17 protein-coding genes and 3 pseudogenes are annotated in these 25,612 nt (G+C 69.0%); 13 read left to right on the plus strand and 7 right to left on the minus strand.

Annotated elements, in window-relative coordinates; all coding sequences use genetic code 11:
• The first annotated feature begins 297 nt into the window (after positions 1 to 297).
• Positions 298 to 1,479 carry an ROK family protein gene (locus ACGFRF_RS40925; RefSeq protein WP_393749116.1) on the plus strand — a complete coding sequence of 394 codons (1,182 nt, stop codon included), beginning with the start codon at positions 298 to 300 and terminating at the stop codon, positions 1,477 to 1,479.
• Between the two features lie 170 nt (positions 1,480 to 1,649).
• Here ACGFRF_RS40925 and ACGFRF_RS40930 read toward each other — a convergent pair whose 3' ends face one another.
• Complete coding sequence (locus ACGFRF_RS40930; protein ID WP_393749118.1) at positions 1,650 to 2,747, minus strand: aldo/keto reductase; 1,098 nt, start codon at positions 2,745 to 2,747, stop codon at positions 1,650 to 1,652.
• Between the two features lie 1,638 nt (positions 2,748 to 4,385).
• Between ACGFRF_RS40930 and ACGFRF_RS40935 the strand changes: the two genes are divergently transcribed.
• The 11 genes from ACGFRF_RS40935 (at position 4,386) to ACGFRF_RS40985 (ending at position 20,524) form a co-directional block, all read left to right on the plus strand.
• Positions 4,386 to 6,371, plus strand: a complete 1,986-nt coding sequence (locus ACGFRF_RS40935; protein WP_393749120.1) for a TOMM precursor leader peptide-binding protein — start codon at positions 4,386 to 4,388, stop codon at positions 6,369 to 6,371.
• Positions 6,372 to 6,785: 414 nt separating this feature from the next.
• The gene (locus tag ACGFRF_RS40940; protein ID WP_393749122.1) at positions 6,786 to 8,735 is read left to right on the plus strand and encodes a TOMM precursor leader peptide-binding protein; all 1,950 of its coding nucleotides are present in this window, start codon (positions 6,786 to 6,788) and stop codon (positions 8,733 to 8,735) included.
• Between the two features lie 82 nt (positions 8,736 to 8,817).
• On the plus strand, positions 8,818 to 10,428 hold the full coding sequence (locus tag ACGFRF_RS40945) for a SagB family peptide dehydrogenase (RefSeq protein ID WP_393749124.1): 1,611 nt from the start codon (positions 8,818 to 8,820) through the stop codon (positions 10,426 to 10,428).
• Between the two features lie 93 nt (positions 10,429 to 10,521).
• Entirely contained in the window at positions 10,522 to 13,173 is a 2,652-nt protein-coding gene (locus tag ACGFRF_RS40950) for a lantibiotic dehydratase (RefSeq protein WP_393749126.1), read from the plus strand.
• Positions 13,173 to 14,234 (plus strand): thiopeptide-type bacteriocin biosynthesis protein, encoded by a 1,062-nt coding sequence (locus ACGFRF_RS40955; protein WP_393749128.1) that lies wholly within the window; start codon positions 13,173 to 13,175, stop codon positions 14,232 to 14,234. The genes ACGFRF_RS40950 and ACGFRF_RS40955 overlap by 1 nt, the downstream gene beginning before the upstream one ends.
• Complete coding sequence (locus ACGFRF_RS40960) at positions 14,231 to 15,472, plus strand: hypothetical protein (protein WP_393749130.1); 1,242 nt, start codon at positions 14,231 to 14,233, stop codon at positions 15,470 to 15,472. Before ACGFRF_RS40955 ends, ACGFRF_RS40960 begins: the two co-directional genes overlap by 4 nt.
• A complete protein-coding gene (locus ACGFRF_RS40965) occupies positions 15,465 to 16,415 on the plus strand; it encodes an ATP-binding cassette domain-containing protein (RefSeq protein ID WP_393749132.1) in 951 nt (316 codons plus the stop codon). Before ACGFRF_RS40960 ends, ACGFRF_RS40965 begins: the two co-directional genes overlap by 8 nt.
• Complete coding sequence (locus ACGFRF_RS40970) at positions 16,412 to 17,257, plus strand: ABC transporter permease (RefSeq protein WP_393749134.1); 846 nt, start codon at positions 16,412 to 16,414, stop codon at positions 17,255 to 17,257. The genes ACGFRF_RS40965 and ACGFRF_RS40970 overlap by 4 nt, the downstream gene beginning before the upstream one ends.
• A gap of 202 nt (positions 17,258 to 17,459) precedes the next feature.
• The gene (locus tag ACGFRF_RS40975) at positions 17,460 to 18,212 is read left to right on the plus strand and encodes a hypothetical protein (RefSeq protein ID WP_393749136.1); all 753 of its coding nucleotides are present in this window, start codon (positions 17,460 to 17,462) and stop codon (positions 18,210 to 18,212) included.
• A gap of 910 nt (positions 18,213 to 19,122) precedes the next feature.
• Positions 19,123 to 19,431: a hypothetical protein gene (locus ACGFRF_RS40980; protein ID WP_393749137.1), complete on the plus strand. Its 309-nt coding sequence runs from the start codon at positions 19,123 to 19,125 to the stop codon at positions 19,429 to 19,431.
• Between the two features lie 367 nt (positions 19,432 to 19,798).
• On the plus strand, positions 19,799 to 20,524 hold the full coding sequence (locus ACGFRF_RS40985; RefSeq protein WP_393749139.1) for an HAD family hydrolase: 726 nt from the start codon (positions 19,799 to 19,801) through the stop codon (positions 20,522 to 20,524).
• A 200-nt stretch (positions 20,525 to 20,724) separates the two neighbouring features.
• Here the strand turns inward: ACGFRF_RS40985 and ACGFRF_RS40990 are convergent, their stop codons facing one another.
• The 5 genes and pseudogenes from ACGFRF_RS40990 to ACGFRF_RS41010 all read right to left on the minus strand — a co-directional run bounded on the left by ACGFRF_RS40990 (position 20,725) and on the right by ACGFRF_RS41010 (position 24,596).
• Entirely contained in the window at positions 20,725 to 21,201 is a 477-nt protein-coding gene (locus tag ACGFRF_RS40990) for a GNAT family N-acetyltransferase (RefSeq protein ID WP_393749141.1), read from the minus strand.
• Positions 21,198 to 22,451: pseudogene (locus ACGFRF_RS40995) on the minus strand (IS256 family transposase). Before ACGFRF_RS40995 ends, ACGFRF_RS40990 begins: the two are co-directional and overlap by 4 nt.
• Before the next feature lie 260 nt (positions 22,452 to 22,711).
• Positions 22,712 to 23,446, minus strand: coding sequence for a hypothetical protein (locus tag ACGFRF_RS41000; protein WP_393749143.1), 735 nt, complete (start codon positions 23,444 to 23,446; stop codon positions 22,712 to 22,714).
• Between the two features lie 266 nt (positions 23,447 to 23,712).
• Positions 23,713 to 24,126, minus strand: a complete 414-nt coding sequence (locus tag ACGFRF_RS41005) for a hypothetical protein (RefSeq protein ID WP_393749145.1) — start codon at positions 24,124 to 24,126, stop codon at positions 23,713 to 23,715.
• A 116-nt stretch (positions 24,127 to 24,242) separates the two neighbouring features.
• Positions 24,243 to 24,596: an antibiotic biosynthesis monooxygenase family protein gene (locus ACGFRF_RS41010; RefSeq protein ID WP_393749147.1), complete on the minus strand. Its 354-nt coding sequence runs from the start codon at positions 24,594 to 24,596 to the stop codon at positions 24,243 to 24,245.
• 396 nt (positions 24,597 to 24,992) lie between these two features.
• Here ACGFRF_RS41010 and ACGFRF_RS41015 point away from each other — a divergent pair.
• Positions 24,993 to 25,186: pseudogene (locus ACGFRF_RS41015) on the plus strand (hypothetical protein); the annotation flags it as partial.
• A gap of 218 nt (positions 25,187 to 25,404) precedes the next feature.
• Here ACGFRF_RS41015 and ACGFRF_RS41020 read toward each other — a convergent pair.
• Positions 25,405 to 25,612, minus strand: a pseudogene (locus tag ACGFRF_RS41020) (hypothetical protein); the annotation flags it as partial.

Genomic DNA, 25,612 nt, shown 5'->3' on the forward strand with positions numbered 1-25,612 from the left:
GCCCCCCGCCGGCCGCGCCCCCCGCGCCCCCCCCCCCCCCCCCCCCCCCCGCCCCCCCCCCCCGCCCCCCCCCCCCCCCCCCCCCCCCCCCCCCCCCCCCCCCTGGCCGCTTCTGTAAAAGCCGAGGCGGCAATGAGGCTGTGCCGCTTCGAACCGACTTTGTCCATCGGCTGATGAAAGCTCCGTGAATCGGTGCACAAGTTCCTTTTGCCTTCGACGCCACGGTGCTACGGTCCTCGGGAAGTCGTGCCCCCGGGTGCCGGGCACGCGAACGACTCTGGCGACGACGGGGGCTGCGTGAGGAGCACGACGGCTCGACCGGCCAATATCCACCAGGCCCGGCTGCTTCGCCTCCTGCGCGACCTCGGACCGCAGTCCCGGGTCGCCCTGGGGAACCAGGTCGAGCTGTCGCGCTCCAAACTCGCGTTCGAGATCGACCGGCTGCTGGAAACCGGTCTTGTCGTCCCGGACGGCCTCGCCGCCTCCCGAGGCGGCCGTCGCTCGCACAACGTCCGGATCGCGCCGTCGCTGCGTTTCCTCGGCGTGGACATCGGCGCCACGTCCGTGGATGTCGCTGTCACCAACGCTGAGTTGAACGTCCTCGGCCACGTGACCGAGCCGCTGGACGTGCGCGACGGCCCGGTTGCGGTCTTCGAGCGGGTACTGGCCTTGGTGGGAAAGCTGCGCGAGGCGGGATCGGCGGAACACTTCGACGGCGCCGGGATCGGCGTGCCGGGACCCGTCCGGTTCCCGGAGGGTGTCCCCATCGCGCCGCCGATCATGCCCGGCTGGGACGGCTTCCCCGTCCGCGAGGCGATGAGCCAGGAACTGGGCTGCCCCGTCCTCGTCGACAACGACGTGAACCTCTTGGCCCTGGGCGAGCAGCAAGCCGGCGTCGCCCGGTCCGTCCCCGACTTCTTGTGCGTGAAGCTCGGGACCGGCATCGGCTGTGGCATCGTCGTCGGCGGCGGGGTCCACCGCGGTGTCACCGGCAGTGCCGGCGACATCGGCCACATCCAGCTGGACCCGGACGGACCGCGGTGCGCCTGCGGCAAGACAGGTTGCCTCGAGGCGTACTTCGGCGGGAACGCCCTCGTACGCGACGCGACCGCGCTCGCCCGGTCCGGCCGCTCGGCAGAGCTGGCCGGACGGCTCGAATCGGCCGGGAGACTGACCCCGGAGGACGTGTCGGCCGCCGCGGCCGCCGGGGACGCCGCGGCCCTGGATCTGGTCCGCAGGGGAGGAAGACGTACCGGTCAGGTCATCGCCGGGCTGGTCAGCTTCTTCAACCCCGGCCTGGTGGTCATCGGGGGAGGGCTCACCGGACTGGGCCACAACCTCCTGGCGAGCATCCGCACCCAGGTCTACCGGCAGTCGCCGCCGTTGGCAACCGGCAACCTGCCGATCGTGCTCGGCCAGGTCGCAGGCGTCGTCGGCGCCGCCCGGTTGATCAGCGACCACATCTTCTCACCGCCCTGACGTTTCGATGCGCGGCCGGAACCCGTGGTGAGGCGGGCCCCACGGCGTACCGCGCCGAACGGGACGTTTGGGTGTTCCTTGTACCGTTGAGCGGCCGCCACGGAAGAGCGCGCGGTCTGACTTGCGAGGGGGCCGGCGCAAAGCGCCGCCCCCCTCGGCAATCGTCATCGTCAGTGTGCCGACACGGGCATGGTGGGGTGCACCCGGGAACTCAACGGTTGGTGGAGGCCAGCTGCTACGGGGGTGTACCGCGCGCCGCTGACCGCGTCCGGCTGGATCACGGTCTCCAGAGAAGACAGTTCCTCCGGCGTCAGCTCGATCTCGGCGGCCGCTGCTTTCTCCGCGACGAAGCTCCACCGCTTGGTCCCGGGGATGGGGACCGCGCCTTGTGCGGCCACCCACACCAGCGCGACCTGAGCCGGCGTCGCTCCCCACTTCTCGGCAATGCCGCGGACATGCTCGACCAGGGCCAGGCTGGCCGCCATGTTCTCCGCGGAGAAACGGGGAAGTCCCCGGCGTGAATCATCGGGGTCGAGGTCGTCCACGCTGCGAATGGAGCCGGAGAGGAAGCCGCGTCCCATCGGCGAGTAGGCCACCAGACCGATGCCCAGCCAGTCCAGGGTCTCCTTGATCCCGTTGTGTAGCAGATCACGGCTGAAGAGAGACATCTCCGACTGCACCGAGGTCAGCGGATGCACCTTGTCGGCACGCCGGATCGTTGCCGCGGAGACTTCTGACCGGCCTGTGTAGCGCACTTTTCCCGCTGCCACGAGCTCGGTCATGCCGCCGATCGTTTCCTCGATCGGAGTGTTCGGGTCGACCCGATGCCTGTAGCAGAGGTCGATGACGTCTGTGTTCAAGTGCCGTAGTGACCGTTCGACGGTGCGGCGAATATGTTCCGGCCTGCCGTCCAGTTGGCCGGGCTGCCCGTCGTCCGAGAAGTCGAGGCCGAACTTGGTCGCCAGATGGATCTCGTGCCGGCGCCGGCCGAGTGCGCGGCCGAGAAGACGCTCGTTCTCGAACGGTCCGTAGGGCTCCGTCGTGTCGAAGAAGCTGATGCCCAGATCCACCGCGTGGTTAAGCGTGGCGCTGAACTCCTTCTCGTCGCGACTCCCGCCGTACGCACCGCTCATGCCCATGGCACCGAATCCTTGTGCGGACACCCTCATTCCCTGGCTTCCGAGTTCCACCGTCTGCGTCGCTGCCGCCTTCTCCCGCCTGCTCTGCTGCGCGGTTCCGCTCGCTGCCCGCACGGGGTTCTGGGTCATGCCCCGAGAGCCGCGTCGCCGGCCTCGGCAGTGGGCCTTGGCTGCGCGTTCCTGGAGCGGCTACATACCCCTGGCCCATGACATCGCCCTGGCGCATGACACCATGCCAAATGGTTCAATCTGGAACATTGTGTGGCCGGCTGGTTGCCGGGCCGGCACTGCCGCTTCCGCGCGGCTCGGGCCTGCTCCGAACGGTGATCGGCTGTGCACGCTCTCGCACGCCCGGGTCCCGCACCTGGGCGGCCTGTGCGCAACGGTCGTCGGCACTCTGGCGTCCAACGGATCGGTCGACGACGACATCGCTCTTCCTCTCGCCCGGACCCGCGCCTTCGGCCCCTGATGTGTCGAGCACGGTCCGTCGAAGTGGCACGCGGTTCGGCCTGCCAAGGACAGACGGAAACGTCAGTCCGTTGAGAGCCGGGCCCCGAGCGGTGTCATGGCCCCTCCTCGCCGTCAGCCCACGACGGAGTCGCCCGCCGCTGGCGGAGTGGAGGGGTGCGTACCCGGTTCCGGTGTGATGCGGCGTTGGTGCGCCGCCGGCAGGTGGGCCTGCTGACGGGTCGCCGGGCGAAGTCCCCGGTAGATCGCGTACAACTCCCGATGAACAGCCGGGTGTTCGGCGCGCGGCCGGACCGTGCGGCCGATGGTGGCCCAGGTTGTCGCCTCGTCGGCCAGTCCCGGCGGCGCGGGCGGCCGCCAGGGCATCGCCGTAGCTGGCGCCCATGCGCTGTTCCGGCAGGTTCTGGACGCGCCCGGTGACGTCGGAGACGATCTGCGTCCACAGGTCTCCGGTGGTGCCACCGCCGACTGTTTTCGGCCGGTCCTCCCGCACGAGTCGAGCCGCCAGGCCGTGCGCCGCGCCGCTGCAGTCGGCCCTGCACCGCGTGACCGGTGACCGTCCCGAACCCGGCCGACTTCGTCGCCATGGTGGACACCTGACTCCGAAATTCCGCTACGGAGCCGCACCCTCGGCTTCGTCGTCCGCCGTGGTCACCGGTGACGAACGTGATCACTGCGACCGGTCCCCGCGCGCAGCCTGAGTGGCTGATCCGTATGCCCGATGATCTTCTTTGCGAACGGAATCGCGATGTCGCATGGGGGAGGGGCGAACCTCAAGAGTTACCGTCGGTTACGTGGTGACTGCGCACAAGTTCAATGCGCTTGGCCGGCCGCGACCTGCCGACGAATTGCGACCCGATTAGGTGTATCGGTCAGCAAACAGAGGCCGCATAGTAAGCCGGTGGGTCCCGGGAATGGTCCGTCGACGGGACCGGGGAATCCTTCGGAAGACAGCGACATTTCGACCCCTGCTTTCATGATCCGCCGGTGACTTCGAAGGTGATCCGACGGGGTGCCGTTCGTCGAGATTTTCCACGGAGTGTTGACGTCGTCCCCGCGGGGGCTACACAATCCTCCCCGGTGGACGCGGGTAGCGCTCCCCACCGTCGGCGCATGATCCTGCGAGGGGACGATATGCGAACGGTTGACGATGCACCTCTGGCAGACATAAGACCCCGGCTACGCAATGACGTGGTATTTCTTCGCGTAGACACCGGTATTTATCTCAGAAGTTCAGAGACTTCCTGTGTCCTCAAGGGCGTCGGCGCATATGAGTGGATGTCCGTCCTCGGTCCACGGATGACCGGCGAACGCACCGTCGCGGAATTATGCGAAGGGTTGGACGGTAGTCGACGGGAAACAGCCGTCGGACTGATGCGCACCCTTCTCCGCAGAGGCTTCGCTCGGGCCGTCCCGCCCCCTGACGTGCGGACGCTGCCTGCCGGCGTATTGGATCTGTTCGCGCCGCAGATGAATTTCGTGGAGCATTTCATGCACGCGGACCGGCGGACGCCGCAGGAGCTTTTCGCCCGGTTCCGATCCTCCCGGGTACTGGTCAGTGGTCCACCGGAGGGCGTCGCGGCAGCGGCGGTGCGCGGACTGCTGCGCAACGGCCTTGCCGAGGTGTCGCTCGACGACGCCGCGTGGGGGCGGGAATTCGACGGTGAGACCACACGGCTCACGGACGCGGGCGCACCGGCGCAGGTCGTCGTGCTGCCTCCGACCCAGGTGGATCCGACCGCGTTCGACATAGTGGTCGCTGTGGCCTGCGGGTCGGGCAGCGGCGCGCTCCTCGACCTGACCAGACGACTGCACGGTGCCCCGCAAGGCCCACGGCTGATCCCCGTGGTGGCCGACGGCAAGCGTATGGTCTTGGGTCCGGTCTCCGGGCCCGCCGAGCAACCGTGCTGGGTGTGCGCGCAACTTCGGCTGTCCGCAAACTCCGACCCCCGGCTCACGGCCGACTTCTGGCGCGGGCTGGCGGTCGGCCCGGTCGGCATGGAGGCCCCGAGCGGCAGCGCGGTGGCGCAGTCCATGGTGGGCAACGCCTTGGCGTTCGAGATCTTCAGGCTGCGTACCGGTCAGTTGCAACCGGACGACGAGCGGCACGCCGTGATCCAGGATCTGACCACGCTTGAGTCCCGACGTGAACGCGTGCTGCCCCATCCCGGATGCCCGCTTCACCACCAGTGGGTGCCGTCCGAGGACGTCCCGCGACCGCCCGCGGACCACAGCGAGGCATACGGGCGCGCGGCTGCCCTGATCTCCCCGGAGTTGGGGCTGATGTCAGCATGGACCGACGACTCGATCCGGCAGATACCGCTCAAGACGGGCCGGGTGCGGCTGGGACCGGCCGGGGCCTTGACCGACGGTGCACGCGAGATCGTCGCGTTCGACATCGACACGGCGCTGGTCGCCCGCACGCGCTCGGTGCAGGCGGCCGTAGCCAGTTACGTGGGCCTGCTCGGCCCCGCCGGGCCGCCGGCAGAAGCACCTCTGGCAGGGGCCGCAGTGGTGCCGGCCGAGCGGCTTGCCCTGTTCAGCGGCGTGCCCGCCCCTGATGAGCGGACAGCGGACCCGTTGATGTCCGCGGTGTCACTGCACGACGGAAGCCGATGGCAGGTGCCGGCCGCGGCCGTCTACCCGCTGTCGTCGGCCAACTCCCGGCTGACGTTCGAGCCGAGCCCCGCCGGTGCGGCCGCCGACTGGACCGTGGCGGGCGTACAGGAGCGAGGGCTGTGCTCGGCGCTGGCCTATCGCGGGCTCGTTCGTGCGACCGCCGGCGACGACCCGGTCCTCCCGCTCGCCGACGAATGGCTGAGCGGCGACGACGAGACGGCGTTCGCGCTGGGCAGCTTGCGGCCCATCGGCCGACGCGGCCGGGTGTACGCGCTGCCCGGTGCCGCACCGTCGTTCGCCGTTCTCGCCGTCGTCGAGGACGACGGCGGCGAGTTGATCGACTGGGTGACCGGCTCGGCGTTGTCGGTGCGCGCCGCGGTACGCGAGGCGGTGCGCGACGCCGTCGGACTCGCGGTCGGCCGGTACTACGAGGGCGCGCCCATGGACCCCGGCGACCCGCTGATGGCGGACTTCGACCCCAGGACTCTGGTGGAGGGCGACGCGAAAGCCGAGTGGTCCTTCGACCACCCCGCGGTGCAGATGCCCGAAGCCCTCGAGCGGCTTGACGCCGGCGGCACGCGCGCCCTCTTCGTCGACACGACCACGATCGATCTGCGCGCCATCCGCGGAATGGTCACAGGCACGATCCTGCTCGCTGCGAAATAGCCGAGCAGTGGGCTGGTCCGCGCCCGGCCGAGGCGCGCCACGGTTCTCGGAACAGCCGTTCCGGGTGCACATCCAGCACATCCCACTCACGAGAGGGTCGCCATGTCCGTTGACCTGAAGGACGAACTCAGCGCTCTGGAGAGTGCGACGTTCGAGATCGAGGAAATGACGGACGAGTCGGTCGAGTTGGCTTGGTCCAGCTCATCCTGCTCCTGCTCGAGCTGCTGCTCGTGTTCCACCAGCAGCTGCTGCTCCTGCTCCACCAGCACCAGCTGACGCCGTAGCTGATCGGGCCGGTGGCCATGTGTCCCGGCCCCGACACTCCGGCTGACCCGTGCGGCTGCCTGGCAGGACGGTCACCGCCGACGTGACAGGCAGCCGCACACCCCCATCCTCGGAGCGACGGGTGAACGCATGAATGTGGTGTCGAGCGCGATGACCGCCGCGACGGTCCCGGACGACCAGCGGGTGATCGACGTCGTCCGCGGTTACCTGGCCGGGCACGCCGGAGCCGGCGTCACGGTCGACGTCGGGGTGCTCGGCCGGCCGGTGCCATCCGGGCCGAGCGGGGCGCGGGAGGCCGATGGACTGGTCTACTCGGTACGCCTCTACGGCGGGCAGGTGCTGATGGGGCCACTGCACCGGGCCGACGGCACCAGCCAGCCGTGCGGACGCTGCCTGGAACGCCGCTGGTTGGCGCTGCGTCCGGTCGAGGAACGCCGGCCGATCGAGGACGGCGCGGAAGTGTGGGTGGCGGGCGACGAGACCTCGCTCACTCCCTTTGCTCTGGAACAGATTGCGCACATCGTGCACGCGGAGACGGCCGACGGCGAACTGGCCCCGGGAGACCGGTGGATCGGGCGGATCGTGGAACTACGGACCCGCGACCTGACCGTCAACCGGCATTCCCTGATCGCCGACTCCGAGTGCGAGCGTTGCGCCACGCCGGCACCCGACACCGCCGAGGGGGCGATGCTGGCGCTGAGCCCGCGACCGAAGGCTCATCCGACCAGCTACCGGGGTGCGTCGGCGGCGGATCTCAACCTGCCGATCACCGGCCTGGTCAACGAGGTGTGCGGGACGCTGGCAAGCTCCGCCCGCCGCGTGTACCAGTGCAGCGCGACCCTGCCGGTCAGCGGATACTTCCGGGTGCGCAGCAAGTACGACTACCACGAGATGTGGTGGAGCGGGCAGTCGCAGAGCTCGGCGAGCAGCGAGCGGTACGGCATCCTGGAGGGCCTGGAGCGCTACGCCGGACAGTATCCGCGGGCCAAACAGCCCGACGTGTACGCCAGTTACCGCGAACTCGCCCCGGACGCCCTCGACCCGACGACGATGGGGGCGTACCGTCCGGAGTTCTACATCGGGCACAACGACTACTACCAGCCGTATCACCCGGACACCCCGACCCACTGGGTGTGGGGTTACTCCTTCAGCGAGCAGCGGCCACTGCTCGTACCCGAGCAGCTCGTCTTCTATTTGGACCGCCGTCCGGACCGGAAGTTCGTCCAGGAGTGCTCCAACGGTTGTGCCAGCGGCAGCGGCGTGGAGGAGGCTCTCCTGCACGGCATGCTCGAACTCATCGAGCGCGACGCGTTCCTGCTGTGCTGGTACGGCGGGGCCAGGCTGCCGGAGATCGACCAGGAGACCTGCGCCGACGAGGAGGTTCAGTTCGTACTGGACCGGGTGGCAAGGCTCGGCTACCGGATACGGTTGTTCGACATGCGGGTGGACATCCCGGTGCCCGCCGTGATGGCGGTGGCCGAACGGCTGGACGGTGGGCTGGGCAGGCTGTGCTTCGCCGCGGGCGCGAGCCTCGACCCCGTGCAGGCAGTGCGCGCAGCCATCGCCGAGACGGCCTCCTACATCCCCGGCATGGACGAACGGGTGGAGGCGAAACTTTCCGCCCTGCGCGCGATGGTCACCGACTACAACCGGGTGCACGAACTCACCGACCACGCACTGCTGTACGGCCTGCCGGAGATGGCGCCGACCGTCGACTTCCTGCTGGATGCGCCGCCGCGCCGGTCGATGGACGAGTTGTACGGCTCGTGGCTCACGCGGCGACCCAAAACGCTGGACCTGGCCGACGACGCACGGTTCGTGATGGACCGGCTGCAAGACGTCGGCAGCGACGTCATAGCGGTGGACCAGACCTGCCCCGAGCAGGACGGCACCGGCATTCGCACGCTCTGTGTGCTGGCCCCGGGCCTGGTGCCGATCGACTTCGGCTGGGAGCGGCAGCGTGTCCTGGACCACCCGCGGCTTCGGGCCTACCTCGACGGTGCCCTGACCGAGATCCACTCCCGTGCGGAGGGATTCGGTCCCACGGGACTGAACCGCAGTCCGCACCCGTTCCCGTAACCGTTCCCGTCCCCGCCGGCATCGGCCCCGGCATGCATCCCGTCGGTGATGCCCGCCCACCCCGGCCGAAGGAGGAGAGCACGTGTCCGAGGACCGAGCGCAGGTCGTGAGCGACTATGTGGAGTCGGTGTTCCGGCGCGGCCGGGAGCCGATGGAGCCGATCGGCTTCAGCCCCGACTGGGCGGACCAGCCGTCCCGGCACAAGACCTACCTGGGGGTGCGGCGCTTCCCGCTGCCGTCCGGCACCGGTCTGCCCCTGGCCGACACTGCGGAAGTCCTCTTCGGCGAGCCGCGCGCCGACCAGGGCCCGTTGTGGACCACCGACTCGCTCGCGGCGTTGCTGCGGCTGTCCTACGGCGTTCTGGACCGCCGCCTGCGCGTGAGCTGGAACCAGGACAGCCACGTGCGGGTGCTCTATCCGGAGGCGCTGTGGGGGCGCGGTACCGCTTCGGGCGGAGGAATGTACCCGCTGGAGATCTACTGGGTGGCGGGACCCGGCGGTCCGCTGACCCCCGGCGTCTACCACTACTCGACGGCGCACCACGGCCTCGAGCGACTGCTGGCGGGGGATCTCACCGACGAGGTGCGCGCGGCATGCGGGTCCGCGGCCGAGAGGGGCACGGCGGACGGCTTCCTCGTGGTGACCGTGCGCTTTTGGAAGAACTCCTTCAAATACAACAGCTTCTGCTACCACGTGGTGACCCAGGACGTCGGCGCCCTGCTGGGCAGCTGGGAGCTGATCGCGCGGGGGACGGGCAGGCGCCTCACCCGCCTGCTGTGGTTCGACGACGAGCGGCTGAACCCGCTTCTGGGGCTCGGAACCGACGAGGAGAGCGCGCTGGCCGTGGTGCCGCTGCCGTTCGGCCCGCCCGCCGGCCGCGCGGCCGACTCGGTGCGCCGAGGCGCCCTGATCGACCGGCCGAGCTTCGAGAGGTCGGCTCGCCCCCGCACCTTCGAGCAGATCGAGCGGGTGCACCAGGCCGTTCTGGCGGACCACCGCGAGCGCCCGGCACCCGCGACGGCACGACGTCTCGTGCCGCTTCCGCGTGACGAGGGCGAGGAGGTCGAGCTGCCCGGGCCGCTGACCGACCGGCTGGGCCGCGACATCGGCGAGACGCTGCGGCTCCGGCGCACCAGTTTCGGCTCGTTCACCCGCTCCCGGCCCCTGCACCTCGACGAACTGGCGACGGTGCTGGCGGGCACGGTGTCCGGTCAAAGGTACCTCTCGGACGTGGTGCCCGACGATGTCGGGCTCACGGGCCTGTACGTACTCGCGAACCGCGTCACCGGACTGCCGAGCGGCACCTACCGCTACGACGCCCACGCCCACCGGCTGCGGGCAGTACGCCGGACGTCGCTCGCCGAAAAGCTGCAACGCGCTTACTACCTGAGCAACTACAACCTGGAGCAGGTCGGCGCCGTACTGGCGATCTCGGGCCGGTGGCGGAGCACGCTGGACGCCTACGGCAGCCGCGGCTACCGGGTGCTCAACTCCGAGGTCGGAGCGTTGGCACAGACGGCCTACACCGCCGCTGCCGCGCTGGGCGTCGGGTGCGGGACGGTGCTCGGGTTCGACAACCTCGCCATCGACGAGGCGGTCGGCCTCGACGACGGCGACGAGCGAACCTTCCTCTTCGTGCTGCTCGGCCACGAACGCGCGGACAGCGCGGACTTCGACTACCGGCTGGTCTGAGAGGACTGATCCGTGACATCCAGCGCGCTGCCATCGCCGACGGCCCCCGCGGCGCCGGGCGCGACCCCGCCCGAACTCGAGAGCGGGGAACGCGTGACATGGCACCTGATGCCGAAGTTCATGCTGCGAGTCGGTGGTCTCCCCTTCGACACCGCCGCCGCGCTGGCCACCCCGGCCGGCGCGGCATGGGCCGACGACGTGATCGACGCGCGGCTGCGGCTGCGAGAGCGAGGGGCCCGGCTCGCGGACGCGCTCCAGGAACGGGTGGCCCTGAGTCTCGACGATCCGGCGGCCCGCCGGACACTGATCAACCTGCGCCGTGACGTCTACAACGCTCGTGCTCCGCGGGGTCTCGCGGCGGCCGAGCGGCTGCTGCCGACGGAGGAACTCGCCGAGCTGCGCGAGTGGTCGGCCGACCGGCAACGGCACGAGGCACTGCTGCGCACCGGCTCCGACGTTCTGACGGAGGAGGTCGCCGCCGGCCGACGGGAGCTGCGACGTGTGGCGGCGGAGACAGACCTGCGCTACGGCATCCAGCTGTCGTCCCCGTCGCTCGACGAGTACCTCGACGACTACCTGCGGTGTGGCGACGGCCCGCTCAGCAAACGGCAGCGGCGGATCGAACGGTCGCTGCTGGAGTACCTGCTGCGCACCGCATGCAAGACCAGCCCGTTCAGCACGTTGACCGCCGTAGCCGCGGGTGACTTCGCCGAGGCCGACGGCCGGACACTCACCGCGTCCGTCAACGGGTGGGTCAAGCGAGGCAGCACCCGGCTGAACATCGCCGTGCTCGCCAGACTCTCGGAACTGCTGACCGCGGACCCCCGGGTCCGCCGTGATCTCCCCGTCCGGGCCACCAGCGGACTCCAGGTGCACCGCGATCAGGTCCGCTACCTGAGAAAGCTGCGTGGCGCCGACGGCGACGCGGACGCGGCGGTCACGTTGGACGCCGTGCACGAGAGCCTGTTCTTCCTGTCCGGCGGGACCGCCCTCGCCGACGTGCTCACCCTGTTCGGCGACGGCACGACGCTGCGGTTCGCCGACGCCGTGCGGCGGCTGTGCGCGATGGACGCCAAGCGGCCCGAGGAGGAAGCGGAGCGCTATCTCGCCCAGTTGCTCAAGCTGGGTCTGCTCGTCGTTCCGGATCTGCACATCGACATCCACGACGCGGACCCGGTCGGCAGCTACAGCAACGGGTTACGGGGACTGGGAGCGGGCTGGGCCCACGACATCGCGGATCTCGTCGAGCACATCGGCGCAGACGTCGGGCGATTCGCCGGCGCGGACGTGCGCGGCAGACGTGAACTGCTCGCACGGGTGAGGGGGTCGGTGGCCGAGACCTACCGCCTTGTCGGCCGCGACGACACACCGGTCCTGCGCACGCTCGTCTACGAGGACACCACCCTGCCGGGGCTGGCGGTGACCGGTGACGCCTCGGCCTGGAACCGGCGACTCACCCCGGGCCTGCGCCAACTGGCCGGAATCCTGCCCGCGTTCGACGGAAACCTGGTACGCAGACTCGTCACCAAGGGCTTCTTCCGGGTGCGCTACGGGGAAGGCGGGCGCTGCGAGGACTTCCTGTCCTTCGCGCACCAGTTCAACGAGGACTTCTACAACAACTTCAACCAGCGGCTGATGCGCCATCAGCGCTTCGACGGCACTGCCGTCCGCACGTACGACAACTGGTTCCGGCAGGAGGAGATCGCGCGAATCGACCGCGCCCGTGCCGCCGTGGCCCAGGAGATGCGCCTGCGGTACCGCAGCGCCTCCGCGACCGGAGCCGACATCGAACTGGACGAGAGCTTCCTGGCCGGCGTGGAAGGCCTGCTGCCTCGGCCCGAGCGTCTGCGCTCGCTGTCGTTCTTCCTCCAGCTGGCCGAGAAGGGCACCGGGGACCCCCTCGTGGTCGTCAACCGGGTCTACTCCGGGCTCACCCTGCTCTTCTCCCGGTTCGCGTACTGCTTCGACGACGGTCTCACCGCGTCGCTGCGCCGGTCGCTGGACGACGTCGTGCCGCCGGGAGCCGTGTTCGCCGAGCTCAAGGGCGGCTACGACACGACCAACCTGAACCTGCATCCCGTCGTCACGCCCTACGAGGTGGTCTGTCCCGGAGAAACCAGTTTCCGGCCGTCGCACGAGCAGATCCCGGTGGAGGACCTGATCGTCGAGCGCGACGCGGTGACCGACCGGCTGCGCCTGCGCTCACGCCGACTGGGCGTGGAGGTGATCCCCGTCTACCTCGGCTTCCTGCTGCCGATGGCGCTGCCTGAGGTACAGCAGGTGCTGCTGAACTTCTCCTGCACCACCATGGTGCAGCTCGACGTGTGGGAGGGCACCGGCATCCCGGAGGGCGGCAGCGGCGTCCTGCCCCGCGTCCGGCTAGGCAATCTGGTGCTGCAACGCAAGTCGTGGCGGTTCGCCGCCGACCAGCTGCCGCCGGCCGTGACCGGACAGTCCGACCAGGAGTGGTACCTGACGTGGCGGGAATGGCAGCGGGCGGCCGGACTACCCCGCCACGTGTTCGCCGGTCTGGGCGGTGAGCGCAAACCGCAGTACGTCGACTTCGACTCGTACGCGTGCGTCCGGCTGCTGGAGATGGCGATCCGCAAGAGTGCCTCGGCGGTGGTGCTCACCGAGATGCTGCCCGGGCCCGACCAGCTGTGGTTGCGCGACGGCCGGTACCGGTACGTCACCGAACTCACGGTCGAACTCAACGGACTCAACGGATCGGGAACGGAGCGCTGATGGGCGCCGAGCAGGGAGGGGGCGACAGCGTGGCCATCGAGACCGAGCCGGGCGGCTGCTGGGTCAGCCTGCACGTCTTCTACGCCGCGAACGCCAACCCGGTGCTGGTGAACTGTGTGCGGCAGTTGGTGTCGCGCCTGCGCGAACAGGGGCTGCTGCGCTCGTGGTTCTTCATCCGTTACTGGCTGGAGGGCCCGCATGTCCGGCTGCGTCTGCTGCCGGCCGACGCGTCGGTGACCGCCGAGGTCACCGCGACCGCGCAGGAAGCACTCGAGGGGTACCTGCGTGAGCGCCCCGCCCTCTACGAGGAGGACCGCGACGCCAGCGGCGACCTGTACAAGAACATGTTCCTCGCCGAATACAGCGAGGAGCGCTGGAACGAGCTGTACGGCGCCGACGGCGCGATGCCGTTCAGGGACAACAACAGCGTCGCCCTGATCCCCTATGAACGGGAGCTGGACCGGTACGGCGGTCCGGACGGCATGGAACTGGCCGAGTGGCACTTCCAGGAGTCCAGTGAGACGGTGATGACCCTGCTCGAGACGACGAACGTGCACGTGCGGACCGTACTGCTGGGCCAGGCGGCGCAGTTGACCGCAGGGCTGTGTTTCGCTTTTCTGCGGGACGAGGAAGCGGTGGCTCGGTTCCTCGTCCGTTACCGCATGATGTGGGAGACCTCGTACCAGGAGCCGAGCGAGAGCCAGCACGAGCGTTTCGACCGCAGCTACGAGCGGATGAAGGAGCGCCTGGTGTCCCGACTGCGGCACGTGCGGGACAGCACCCGGGGTGACTCCTGCGCCTCGCCCACCCCGCTGGAGCGGTCCTGGCTCGCCCACTGCGCGGAACTCCGCGACAGGGCAGAGGAATTGGCCGAGGCCGGGCACCTGACGTTCCGTGACGGACCGGTCCGAGACCTGCAGGCCGCGCTGGCCATCGTGCTCAGCTCCTACGTCCACATGACCAACAACCGGCTCGGGGTGAGCATCCTCGACGAGATCTACCTGTCCTACGTCATCGGCAAGGCGCTGTCCGACATGGCACCCCAGGAGGCGCTGCGGTGACCGAGACGACGTACGACCGGCCCCGGCTCCGGCCCGAGGTGGTCCTCGGCCCTGCCCTGCGCTCCGGTCCGAGGACCGTCCACCACGTCAAGGACGCACGCACCGGCTGCTACTACCGCGTCGGCCCCCGTGAGCACTTCCTCATGGGGCTGATGGACGGCCGACACACTCTCGCGGACATCGGTCGCAGGTACACCGACGTTTACGACCGCCGACTCGGGCCCGGGCACTGGCAGCAGATGTTCACCATGCTCGGCCGCTACCAGCTGCTGGACGGATACGCCGACGACGCGGCCCTGGACAAGCTCAAGCAGGCCCACGAGGCCAAACAATCGGCGCAGCAGGGCTGGCTGCGCCGCCGCTGGGTGCTGCTACGCCCCGACCAGCTGTGCGCCACCCTGGCCACGCGCCTGGCGTTCGCCTTCCACGCGGCATTCCTCGTACCGGCGTTCGCCCTCGTGGTTGCTGTTCAGGTGTTCGTCTGGACGCATGTCGGCACCCTGACCCACGAGGCCACCCATCAGAAATCCCCGGCGATCACCCTGCTGCTGTCCGCGCTGCTGTTGTGGGGGATCACCGTGCTGCACGAGTTCGCCCATGGGGTGACCTGCCGCCACTTCGGCGGCACCGTCACCGAGATCGGGCTCAGCTGGCGGGTCCCCATGCTGACCCCCTACTGCCGCACGGACGACATAGTGCTGTTCCAGCGACGCGGGGCCCGGGTAGGCACGGCGTTCGCCGGTGTCTTCGTCAGCCTGCTGGCGCTGGCTCCGGTGGTGGTCTGGTGGTGGCTTTCCGGTGACGGGGTGCTCGGGCGCCCGCTCGCCGCCGGCCTCCTGCTGTTCGGCAGCGGTGCCGCCGTGATAAATCTGCTGCCGATTCTGCGATCGGATGGTTACGTGATGCTCACTCACGCGCTGAACATCGCCGACCTGCGCCGCGAGTCCTACCGGTTCTGGCAGCTGAGACTGCGCTGGCGCGACCCTGCCGCCCGGGAACGGCTGAGCAGCTATCCGCCCTGCGACATCCGCACCTACGCCATCTACGGAGTCGTGTCGCTCCTGCTCCTCCTGTCCGCCTACGGTGCGTTGATGTGGGTCTGGTTCAGCAGCCTGCAGCACTGGGTGGGCCCGGTGTGGGCGGTGGCCGTCCTCGCCGCGGAGACGGCGGCGGTGGCCGGGATTTTGTCACTGGCCGCTCGCGGCCGCTCCGGCGAACGGCGGGCCACCGATGAGTGACGACGGCGACATCGCGGTCCGCGCCAGCGGACTCACCAAACGGTACGGTCCGGAAACCGGCGTGTTCGACCTCGACCTGTCGATCCGCCGCGGCGAGGTCTACGGATTGCTCGGTCCGAACGGGGCCGGAAAGAGCACCGCCATGCGGATGCTGGTGGGGCTGATCCGGCCGACCTCGGGAACCGCCACGGTACTCGGTCACCCGGCCGGGACCTCGAGCAGCCTGCGCGGCGTGGGAGCACTGATCGAGGCCCCGGCCCTCTATCCCCACCTGTCCGGCCGGGACAACCTGCGCATCCTCGCCGGATACGCGTCCGTGCCGGCCGCCCGCGTCGACAGGGTTCTCGAAGACGTCGGGATGACCGCCAAGGCGCACGTCGCCTTCCACGCCTACTCGCTCGGCATGAAACAACGCCTCGCGGTGGCCGCGGCACTGCTGAAGGACCCGGCACTCCTCATCCTCGACGAGCCGACCAACGGTCTCGACCCGGAAGGCGTGGTGAGCATGCGCGACCTGATCGCCGGACTGCGCCGCGACAACCGCACCGTGCTGCTGTCCAGCCATCTGCTGTCCGAAGTGGAGCACGTGTGCGACCGGGTGGGAGTGATCCGCAGGGGCCGCCTGATCGCCGACGGTACGGTGGCCGAACTGCGCCGCGGCGTGGACGAGGGTGGGCTGTCGGTGACGGTGGACTCGCCCGAACGCGCCGCCGAGCTGGTACGGCAGTTGCCGGCTGTCCGCTCGGCGACGGTCGTCGACGGGGAACTGCGTGTGGCCGTCGACCCGCATGAGGCGCCCGCCGTCAACCGGCTGCTCGTGATGAACGGACTGGACGTCAGCGAACTGCGCAAACGCGTCCCGTCCCTGGAGGACGTGTTCTTCGATCTGGTCGAAGACCATCGGCCCACCGGACCGGAAACCGTGGGGGTGGTCAACCGTTGAACGGCGTCCTTCGAGCAGAACTGCTGTCGACGCGCAAGCGCCCCGGCGTGTGGATCGTCGGCGGCGCGTGGACCGGTTTGGCGGTGGCCTTCGGCACGGTGGTTCCGTACGTCGTCTGGCTGGCGATCAGGAACCGGCAGGCCGGAGCGTCGGGTGATCCGGAGAAGCTGATCAAAGGCCTGCTGCCGGACAAGTTCCTGGCAGGCACCGTCGACCTGTACCCGATGTTCGGCAGCGCACTGATGCTGATCCTCGGCGCCGTCCTCGTCGGGGGGGAGTACCGGTGGGGGACCTGGGGCACGCTGCTGGTCCAAGGTCCGGGTCGCATCTCGGCGGTGCTCGGCAAAGCAGTGGCGGCAGCGGCGGCGGTGCTCTGCATCTCGGTGCTGGTGCTGGCCGTGAGCGCGGGGGCGAGCGCGCTGGTCGCAGGGCTCACCGGCCGGTCCGCGCAGTGGCCGGACGCGGCGACACTGCTGGCCGGAGTCGGTGCCGTCTGGCTGATCAGCATGGCCGCGGCGAGTCTCGGCATCTTCCTGTCCATCCTGCTGCGGAGCACCGGGGCCGCGATCGGAGTGGGGCTGCTCTGGCTGATGGCGGTGGAGAACCTGGTGTCCGGACTGGCCGGGCCGCTGAGCGCGCTGAAGACGTTGCAAGGGGTACTGATCGGGCCGAGCGCGGGGTCGCTCGCCACGGCCCTCGACCCGTCCGGCAAGCCGAGCACCTCGGTTCCCGGGGTCGTCTCGGTGTCCGGACCACTGGCCGCGAGCACGGTGCTGGCAGCGTATGTGGTGGTGTGCCTCAGTCTCTCCTCGCTGCTCGTCTCGCGTCGCGACGTGGCATGAACACGCGGCCCTGACCGGTCGCTTGGTCGTTGGGGTCACGAGAGATGCCTCTCCCGGCTGATGATCGCGGCGACACAGCGTTCGCGCGCCCCTGTCCACCACGCAACGGACCGGGCCGAGCACCTGCTCGGGCCGAGCACCCGTTCGCGGCTGTTCGCCTCCGGCTGTTCGCCTCCGGCAGGGCGGCGCCCAGGCGGACATCGTGCTCACCCCGCCCGAGGGCGGGGTGCCGCTGCTGTTCGTGGAGATCGACCACTGTTACGGGTCCGCGCAGGTACTCGCCGCGAAGATCGACACGTACATGCGGTTCTGTCGGCGGAAGGTGAAGGACGCCGACGGCATGAGCGGACCGATGTGGCGCACCCGCTGGTGGGTGCCCGACGGACGCCACGGCGATCAGCCGCACCCGCTGCTGCTGCTCGTCTTCGACCGCGTGGGACCGCGCAACCCCAACACCGTGATCGCGCGGCTGGCCGAGCTGGCCAGGCGGCACCGGCAGGGCACCGCCCACGACGGCTTCCACCTGTACGACGGCAAGCTGCCCGTCGTGGTCACCGGCATGAAGCAGCTGAAGGAGCACGGCCCGGCCGGGGCGATCTTCCGGCGCTTCGGCCGGCCCCAGAACCAGACGCTCCTGGAGGCGATCGGCAACCCCCGCCGCGAAGCCCACGACGCCCGTCAGTGGGCCGAGCACGAAGCCCGCGAGCGCGCGTACAAGGAGCAGCTGCGCCGCGTGGCGCGGGAACGCGCAGCTGGGCGGGAGACCCGCCTGCGCATCCTCCGCTGCATCCGTCGGCACATCGCCGACCACGGCGAAGCACCGACGATGCGCCAGATCGGGCAGGCGGTCGGCATGAGAAGCCGTGCCTCCGTGCACTACCAGCTGGTCGAGCTGGAGGCGAAGTGCGCGATCGTCCGCGAGCCGGGGCAGTGGCGAGGGATCCGCCTCGCATGACCAGCTACGGCCGCTACCACCTGCTACTCGCCACCGGCGGCCGACCGGTGCAGCACGGCTGGTGGAGATCGGGTAGAGCCGCTGCCGGTTGCCGGGCGGGTCTCCTCCGGGAGCCGCTACGAAGATCACGGACTGTCCGTGATCTTCGAGAGGACTCCCACGCGTGCGCTTCCCCCGTACCGCTGCCGTGGCCGCCGTGTTTGCCGTCCTTGTCACCCGACGACCGCGCACGCAGCCCCGGCTGCTTCCGCGCCCGGTGACACCGTCACCCTGCCCGTGACGGACGCCCTCGCCCCAGCTGCCGGTCCCCAGCGAGGACCGCACCGGGTATGAGCGCACGAAGTTCAAGCACTGGGTCGATGCCGACAAGGAGGGCTGCAGCACCCGCGCCGAGGTACTGAAGGCCGAGGCAGTAATCGCCGCAGGAGCAGAGGACCCTCTCGCCGCCCACCTGCTCGCCGCCCACCACGCCGCCGTGGGAGTCGGCCCGGATGCCCGCCTGTGGCGAGCACAGGCCCGCATGCTCGGTTTCACCACACGCCACCTGCCCCGGCCCGTGCGCCCCAGCACCCACCTCGCCGAAGGCTTCGCCGGGGCCGCCCCCTGGGGAAACGAGCTCAGCACTTTTATCATGACCACCCGATTACCCAGCGAACTAGCGACCCGCTGACCTGCGCCCATGAGGGAGGAACCGCAGCCGTGTGGTCCCTCCCTCCCCGATCACTCGCCACTGCCGCTGCAGCCGGTCGGCCGCGCGGGACTCGACGGCAGGCGTTCTTGGCGCCGCACTTCGGGCCTCGTCTGTGCCGAAGCGGCGGGGCCGTTTCGGTCTCTGCCCCCGGCCTGCCGTACCCGCACGGTCAGTGCCCCCGACGCAGGGCACTGGCCCGCCCAGAACAGGAGCCATCTCATGTCGACCGTCATGGAGACGACGTTCACCGCCGGTGAGGTCACGTACCGGCTCACGGCAGACGCTGTCCAAGCGGCCGCTGCACGCCTGGCTCCCGCCGATTCCGCTGACCCGCACCCCAACCGGAGCTGGTGCGCCCTGATCGGCAGCCATCTGTACTACGTGGTCGACCTGGTCGAAGAGGCCACCGGCGCCACCCACGTGAAGGTCAAGGTCGCTCGTCTGCGCCTCGCCGAACTGGGCTTTCCCGTTTTCGCCCTGGCCTGGAACACGCTGCTGACCCAAGGCCACCCCGGCCACACCGGCTGACCTCGACAGCGCGCACCTCACGGACCGCTGGGACCGGTGAGTGCTGGTGAACCGCACCACCGGCCCCGCCGAGAAAAAGCCACTGGCGTCCACGTCGTGCTTCCGGTGGTCCGGCTCCCGTTGTCAGTGGCGGCTGTCATCATGGCGAGCTGCGGGGGACTGGTTGCTTCGAGGGGGAGGCAGTATGCCCTGGGTACGTGATTGCGTGCGCTCGGATGGGACTGCGGTGAAGGGACATTCGCGGTGGGCTCCGGGCGCGAGACGTGAGATGACGATCTTCGGTGTGTTCGCGTTAGCCGTCGTGGGGTTACGACTCGGTCCGCGATAGACCTGGTCATTCTCGTCCGGCCTGCGGTAGGAAGATCATATGACTCGTCTCCCTGCCTGCGGGCCTGAAGGGCCCATCCGCGCCAGTGCCACCTCGCAGGCGCCGCTGGCGGTGCGGGCCGTCCTCTTCGACTTCTCCGGCACCCTATTCCAGATCGGTGCGTATGCAGATCGCATCCGAGCGGCGATGGCTGAACCCGTGGACGAGGCGGCGATGGACGTCATGCTGAGCGGGCTCGAAGCCGGTCTGTCGGACCCCGACGTGGTCGAGGCCCAGCGTGGCCGCGACGTGTCCTCAAGAGCACATCGCCATGCCTTCACCACCTGGTACGCCTCGGTTCCCGAGCTGGCAGCAGTCGCTGACGTGCTCTATGAGCAACTGCAGGCCCCTGAGCATTGGGTGCCTTACGCAGACACCGAGTCCACGCTGGTCCGACTGACTCAGAGCGGCGTGGCTTTGGGGGTCGTCAGCGATGTGGGCTGGGATCTACGGACCACCTTCGCCCATCACGGCCTTGACCACTACTTTTCGTCATGGGTGCACTCCTACGAACACGACACGGAAAAGCCGGACCCGTTGCTGTTTCAGCACGCCTGCCGTGAACTGGATGTCGATCCGGACGAATCGCTCATGGTGGGTGACCATCCCGCGAAGGATGGCGGCGCGGCCGGGGCGGGACTGCGCTCGTACGTGCTGCCCGGTCGAGCCACTCCCGGTTCTCGTCGCGGACTGGATGCAGTGCTCCGCCTGGCCGATCGAGTGTGACCAAGCAGTTGGCCCGTGCAGCCTTGTCCCATCGTGCCTTCTGCGGCATCTCCCGTTCACATCTCGGCGATTGGATCGAGGAGTTGGCAGACCCGTGGCTTGCCTGGTGCGAGGACGACGGTTGTTCTGGCGCTATACGCTTGTATGGAATCAGCGCTGAGTGGCCCGTGGCTTCCTCGACCAAGTGTCGCGAGTCATTGTCAAGGTCTGTGGATCGGGCCAGGCTGAGGCGGCTTGGTGGACATCCTGATCTTGATGTCGTTCTCGCCGTGACGAGTGACTTCGTGCAGGCCGAGACGCCGGTAGAGGGCCTGGGCCCGCTGGTTGTTGAAAAGGACGTCCAAGGCCAGGTCCCGGCCTTGCCGGCGGGCCTGGTGCAGCAGGCCGCGGATGAGCTGGCTTCCGATGCCGTGTCCCTGGTGGTCGGGGTGGAGCTCGATCCGCGCCAGGTAGATATCGGTGAGCCGGTGCTCGACGTGGAGCATGCCTGCATCGGCGCCGTCAACGGTGATGATCTGCCACCGGCTGGGGCTGAACACATGGTTGTGGAAGTCGCGTTGGATCTGCTCGTCCCAGCCCCAGATGGCCGTGATGTAGGCGCCCATGGCGGCTTTGTGCAGCTGGAAGCAGTACTCGCTGTCCGCGGAGGTGGCCGGCCGCAGGCCGATGGCCGTCATGCCGCTCGCTCCGTGGGCCGTTCGGCCAACCGGCCGCCTTCGAAACGCGCTCCGGCGCGGACGAGTGCGACGAGGTGGGGTGCGTGCACGGCCCGCCACCGCTGCTGGGCGGACTCGACGAGCTTGAAGACCAAGGCCAGGGTGGCGGTGCGGGAGCCGGCGCCGCGGGTGACCTTGGTCCGCAGCCGGACGGTGGAGAATGTCGAATCAATGGGATTCGTGGTCCGCAGGTGGATCCAGTGCTTGGCGGGGAAGTCGTAGAACGCCAGCAGCTGGTCCTGGTCATCAGTGACCTTCTTGACGGCCTTGGGAGACTTCGCGCCGCAGAGCTTGGCAAACGTCTTGATCGCTGCCTCGGCGTGGTCGCGGTCCTGGGCGTTGTAGATGTCCTGGATGGCCTTCTTCGCGCCCGGCTGCACGGACTTCGGCATGGAGCCGAGGACATTTGCGGTTTTGTGCACCCAGCGCCTTTGCTCGCGGGTTTCGGGAACACCTCGGCCAGGGCCTTCCGGAAGCACAGGGCGCCGTCGCCGACCGCCAGGACCCGAGCGCGCATGCCCCGGCGGGCGCAGTCGCGCATCAGGTCCGCCCAGGACCCGGCGGACTCGCGGTAGCCGTCCTTGAGCGCGACCAGTTCCCTGGAGCCGTCGGCGCGGACCCCGATGAGCACCAGGACGCAGGCTTTGGCCTCCTCCACGCGGACGTTGAGGTGGATGCCGTCGGCCCACACGTATACGTAGTCGACCTCCGCGAGGTCGCGGTCCATGAACGCGGTGTGGTCAGCCTGCCACTGCTGCGTGAGCCGGGTGACCGTTGCGGGCGAGAGTCCGGCCGCGCTGCCGGGGAACTGCTCCAACGCGGGGACGAAGCCGCCGGAAGACAGGCCGTGCAGATGGAGCAAGGGCAATACCTCGCTGATCTCGAGGACTTGCGGCACCACTGCGGCAGGATAGCGGAGGAGAACCGCTCGCGCTCGCCCGTGGCATCGTCAACGCGCTTGTCGTTCACCCGCGGCGCCTTCACCTCGACCCCCCGGCCGCGGTGGAGACCTTCCTGGGCTTGTGGTAGCCGTTGCGGACCACGAGCCGCCGGCCGATCTCGTCCCGCTGGCCGGCCAACTCGGCTGTGCACGCGTTGACTTCGGCCTACAGGGCGGCGGCGGGCATCCGCCTTGCGCCCTCCCGGACGATCTCGTCGATCGAGGAGGAGCCGTTGGCGGTGGTGCCCTCGTCGTTGACTACCCTGAGCACGGGCGTGCCTTCCGACCGGTGCCGCGAACACCGGCCTACTCGATGACCATCAGTCGATCACTCGGGAAGGTACGCCCTTCGCGTGCTCCCCGAGCCCGATCCACAGGTCTTGAGCATGGTTCCTTGGAGTTCGACCTGTAGCAGCCTCGCCCGCACAGCCCGCGAGTCCGGTGTGACTGAGCGGCTTTGGCGCTCAGCGTTGGGCCGGAAGCCGGCGGTCGCTCGACCCCTTGGCCCGACACCTCCGGAGATCGCCCCCGCTACCGGTGTGCGAGCAACACCCCTGAGATCGCTCCAAGCGCAATCATTACCGCAGCTCCCACCCAGATCAGTCGGTGAGACCTGGCGCTGCGCAGATGCTGCAGGCGGAACCGCTGTTGTATCGAGGACCGATGAGAAGGCGCGGGTCGGTGGTCGGGTGGCGGCTGAGGAGCAGGACGGTAGTCGTTCGCCCTGGACTCAGTGATGACCGGATCTTCGCGGTCCATCCACTCCCATTCTCCCTCTGCTGTCCGGACGCCCCTGCGCAGGCCACCACCGCCGTCTCGGAGCCAACGGTTTCCTGCAGCATCGGTGAAGGTCAGTGTGATCTGATGCAGGACCAGGTCTGCCTCGGCGCCGTTCCCCGACGGCGGGAGTGGAAACGAGCGTGCAGTTCCTGGGCCAAGCGAACCGAACACGTCGGGCACCGCCTCACCGCGGTAGCTTGCCGTCAAGCCTCTGACGGGCTGATTGCTTGGATTTACGATGGTGAGCCGCGGCGTCACCCAGCCATCGTGCAGCGATGACCGGGAAGTACTGGCATGAACTTCGATCATCGACGCCTGGATGCGTTGCTCTCGTTGGTCCAGGGCTCTCTCCCGGGCTTCGATACGCCCCTCACGAACGTCGAGAGCCGCCGCACGTGCCACTTGATGCCGGTGAGCCATGAAGCTCACTACCAACGCACCCAGAGCGACGAGCGAGCCGAAAGCCGCCATGAGAATCTCGACCACGCTGCCACTATGTCGAAGTCGGTCGGGTCAAGTCACCACACCTCCGCAGCTTTCATTACACAGCTGTTCCTTGAGCATCCTGCTGCCTCACCGGGCACAGGACATGTGGCCAGTGGCCCGCGCCAGCCAGGCGACCAGGGCCGGGGCGTAGGGGACGGTGTGCGGAAGATGTCCGTCGGTGTCGGCGAGCAGCCGCTGCCGCGTGGGTACGTCGGTGAGGGCCGAGGCGGGGGCGAGGGCATCAGGCCAGGTGACCGCGTCCCTGATCAGCAGCCGCCACCAGCCCGGACGGTCCCGCCCGGCATCTGCCGCGGTCGGTCGGCGTGGGAGTGGGAGCACACCAGGTGCGTGACCCTGGAGGGCTTGGCGCTGGCACGGGTCACCTCCCGGATGGCACGCAGCAGGTTGTGCCCGAGGGTGGGCGGGGCGTCGGCGAGCACGACGCCGTCCCTCGTGGTGAGGAACATGGCCTGGTAGTAGGAGTCGGTGACCCAGTACAGGTTGCCCTTGATCTGCCTGACGAAGTAGCCGTCCGCATTGAGCGCCGGTCCGCCCGAGACGGAAGGGATAGGGGCGTAGTCCGGAAGGTCGGGCGAGTCGGCCGCAGCGGCGCTGCCCGGGAAGCCGCCGAGCAGCGAGGCGGCAGTGGGAACTGCGGCGGCGACCGACGCGCGCCTCAAGAACGTGCGCCGGTCGGTTGCGCTCGTACCAGCGGACTCAAGTAGTCATGTTTTGCCCTTGTGAGCATGGGTCATGGGCCGTTGCTGGCTTGTCCTGCGGGCAGCAATCGCCGCTGTCACGAGGGGCGGAGTTCGACAACGACGCGATAGCTGGCAGGTTCTGAGGTGATGTGAAGGCCCGGGTCGTCGAACATGCGCTGCAGCGAGGCGTGCCACTCGGGGTTGCCGGTGGCTTTGTCCAGCGCGGTGCCTGAGGTCCACTCGGCGATGTGGACGAACTGCACTTCAGGGGTGTCGGCGAGCGGCCTGTGCAGGCGGGAGCGGAGGAAGCCGGGCTGGGTCGACATGATCCGCGCGTTCTCCTGGTACACCTCAACGAAATAGTCGGCTTCGTCCGCCGGCAGGGTGTAGCGCTTGATGACAGTGACCGGCCCGTCGGTGCCCGTCTTCGATTCCAGTGATTGACTCATGCCCACAGTGACCGACGACGCCTTGAATTTGTGACGACGTGTCGGCTGCTGATGTCGCGCGAGGGCATCGAAGGTAATCGCGTGTGAGTTCCCACCCGATTCAGAAGATTGTCCGAGATTGGCGCGACTGCATGAATGATCCGGAAGTTCACTCGCGCCCAGCCGGCCACCGAGGCCTACGAGGAGACCGAGGACCACACCGGTCGGTTCATCGCCGAGCGGTGCACCAAGGGGCAAGGCCGGCAGCCCAATCCCGAACTCCGGGTCGAGCAGGAACTCCTCTACGAGACCTACGGACGCTGGTGCTCCGACGAAGGGATCCGCCCGGCCACCAGCCGCGCCTTCGCCAGTCGCATGCAGAGCCCGAAGAATGACGCCCCGAACACTGTCCGACGGCCCCCTGCCGGGCTGGTGGACCTGTCCCGCGTCGGCCTGTCGCGGGTGAAGGTGGGCAAGAAGTGGGTGGAGCTGGACGGCGACCTGTTGCCCAGCCCGTTCACACCGAAGGGCGAGCGCCCGCAGGGCCGGACTGGTACGCCACGCCCACCGTCGCGTACGCGGTGCAGCTGGGCTACGAGGTCCGGCCGATCCGCCGCGCCAGGCAACCGTGCTCTCCTGCTGCGCGTGGCGGAGACGGCCAGGCTGCGCCCGCCCCAGCCGCCTGTGGCCCGCCGCCAAGGCCCGGCCGACCGGGTTGAGTGGGACTGGCGCGAGCGGCAGGAGGCCAAGAGATACGAAGCGATGCTGGCCGTACCCGCCAGGCCCTCGCGGCGCTGAACGCCCTGGCACGCCCGATCGGAGGGCCAGCTCATCCGATCGAGAACTCGGCGAACTCCAGGTCGCTGAAGGCGATGTGCAGACCATCGGCGCGGCGGCCCCCATCGCGGAAGTAGGCATGCCCCGGCGTGCGGGCCAGGATCACTACTGATCTTTTCGTAAGTTCGGTGGATGTGGTGGGCGGATGGTCAGGCCGGTATGGGCGAGGAATGACCATGGCAGTCGGGGGTTGGCGTTGA

The organism is Streptomyces sp. NPDC048521, from assembly GCF_043199855.1.
Lineage (GTDB): Bacteria > Actinomycetota > Actinomycetes > Streptomycetales > Streptomycetaceae > Streptomyces.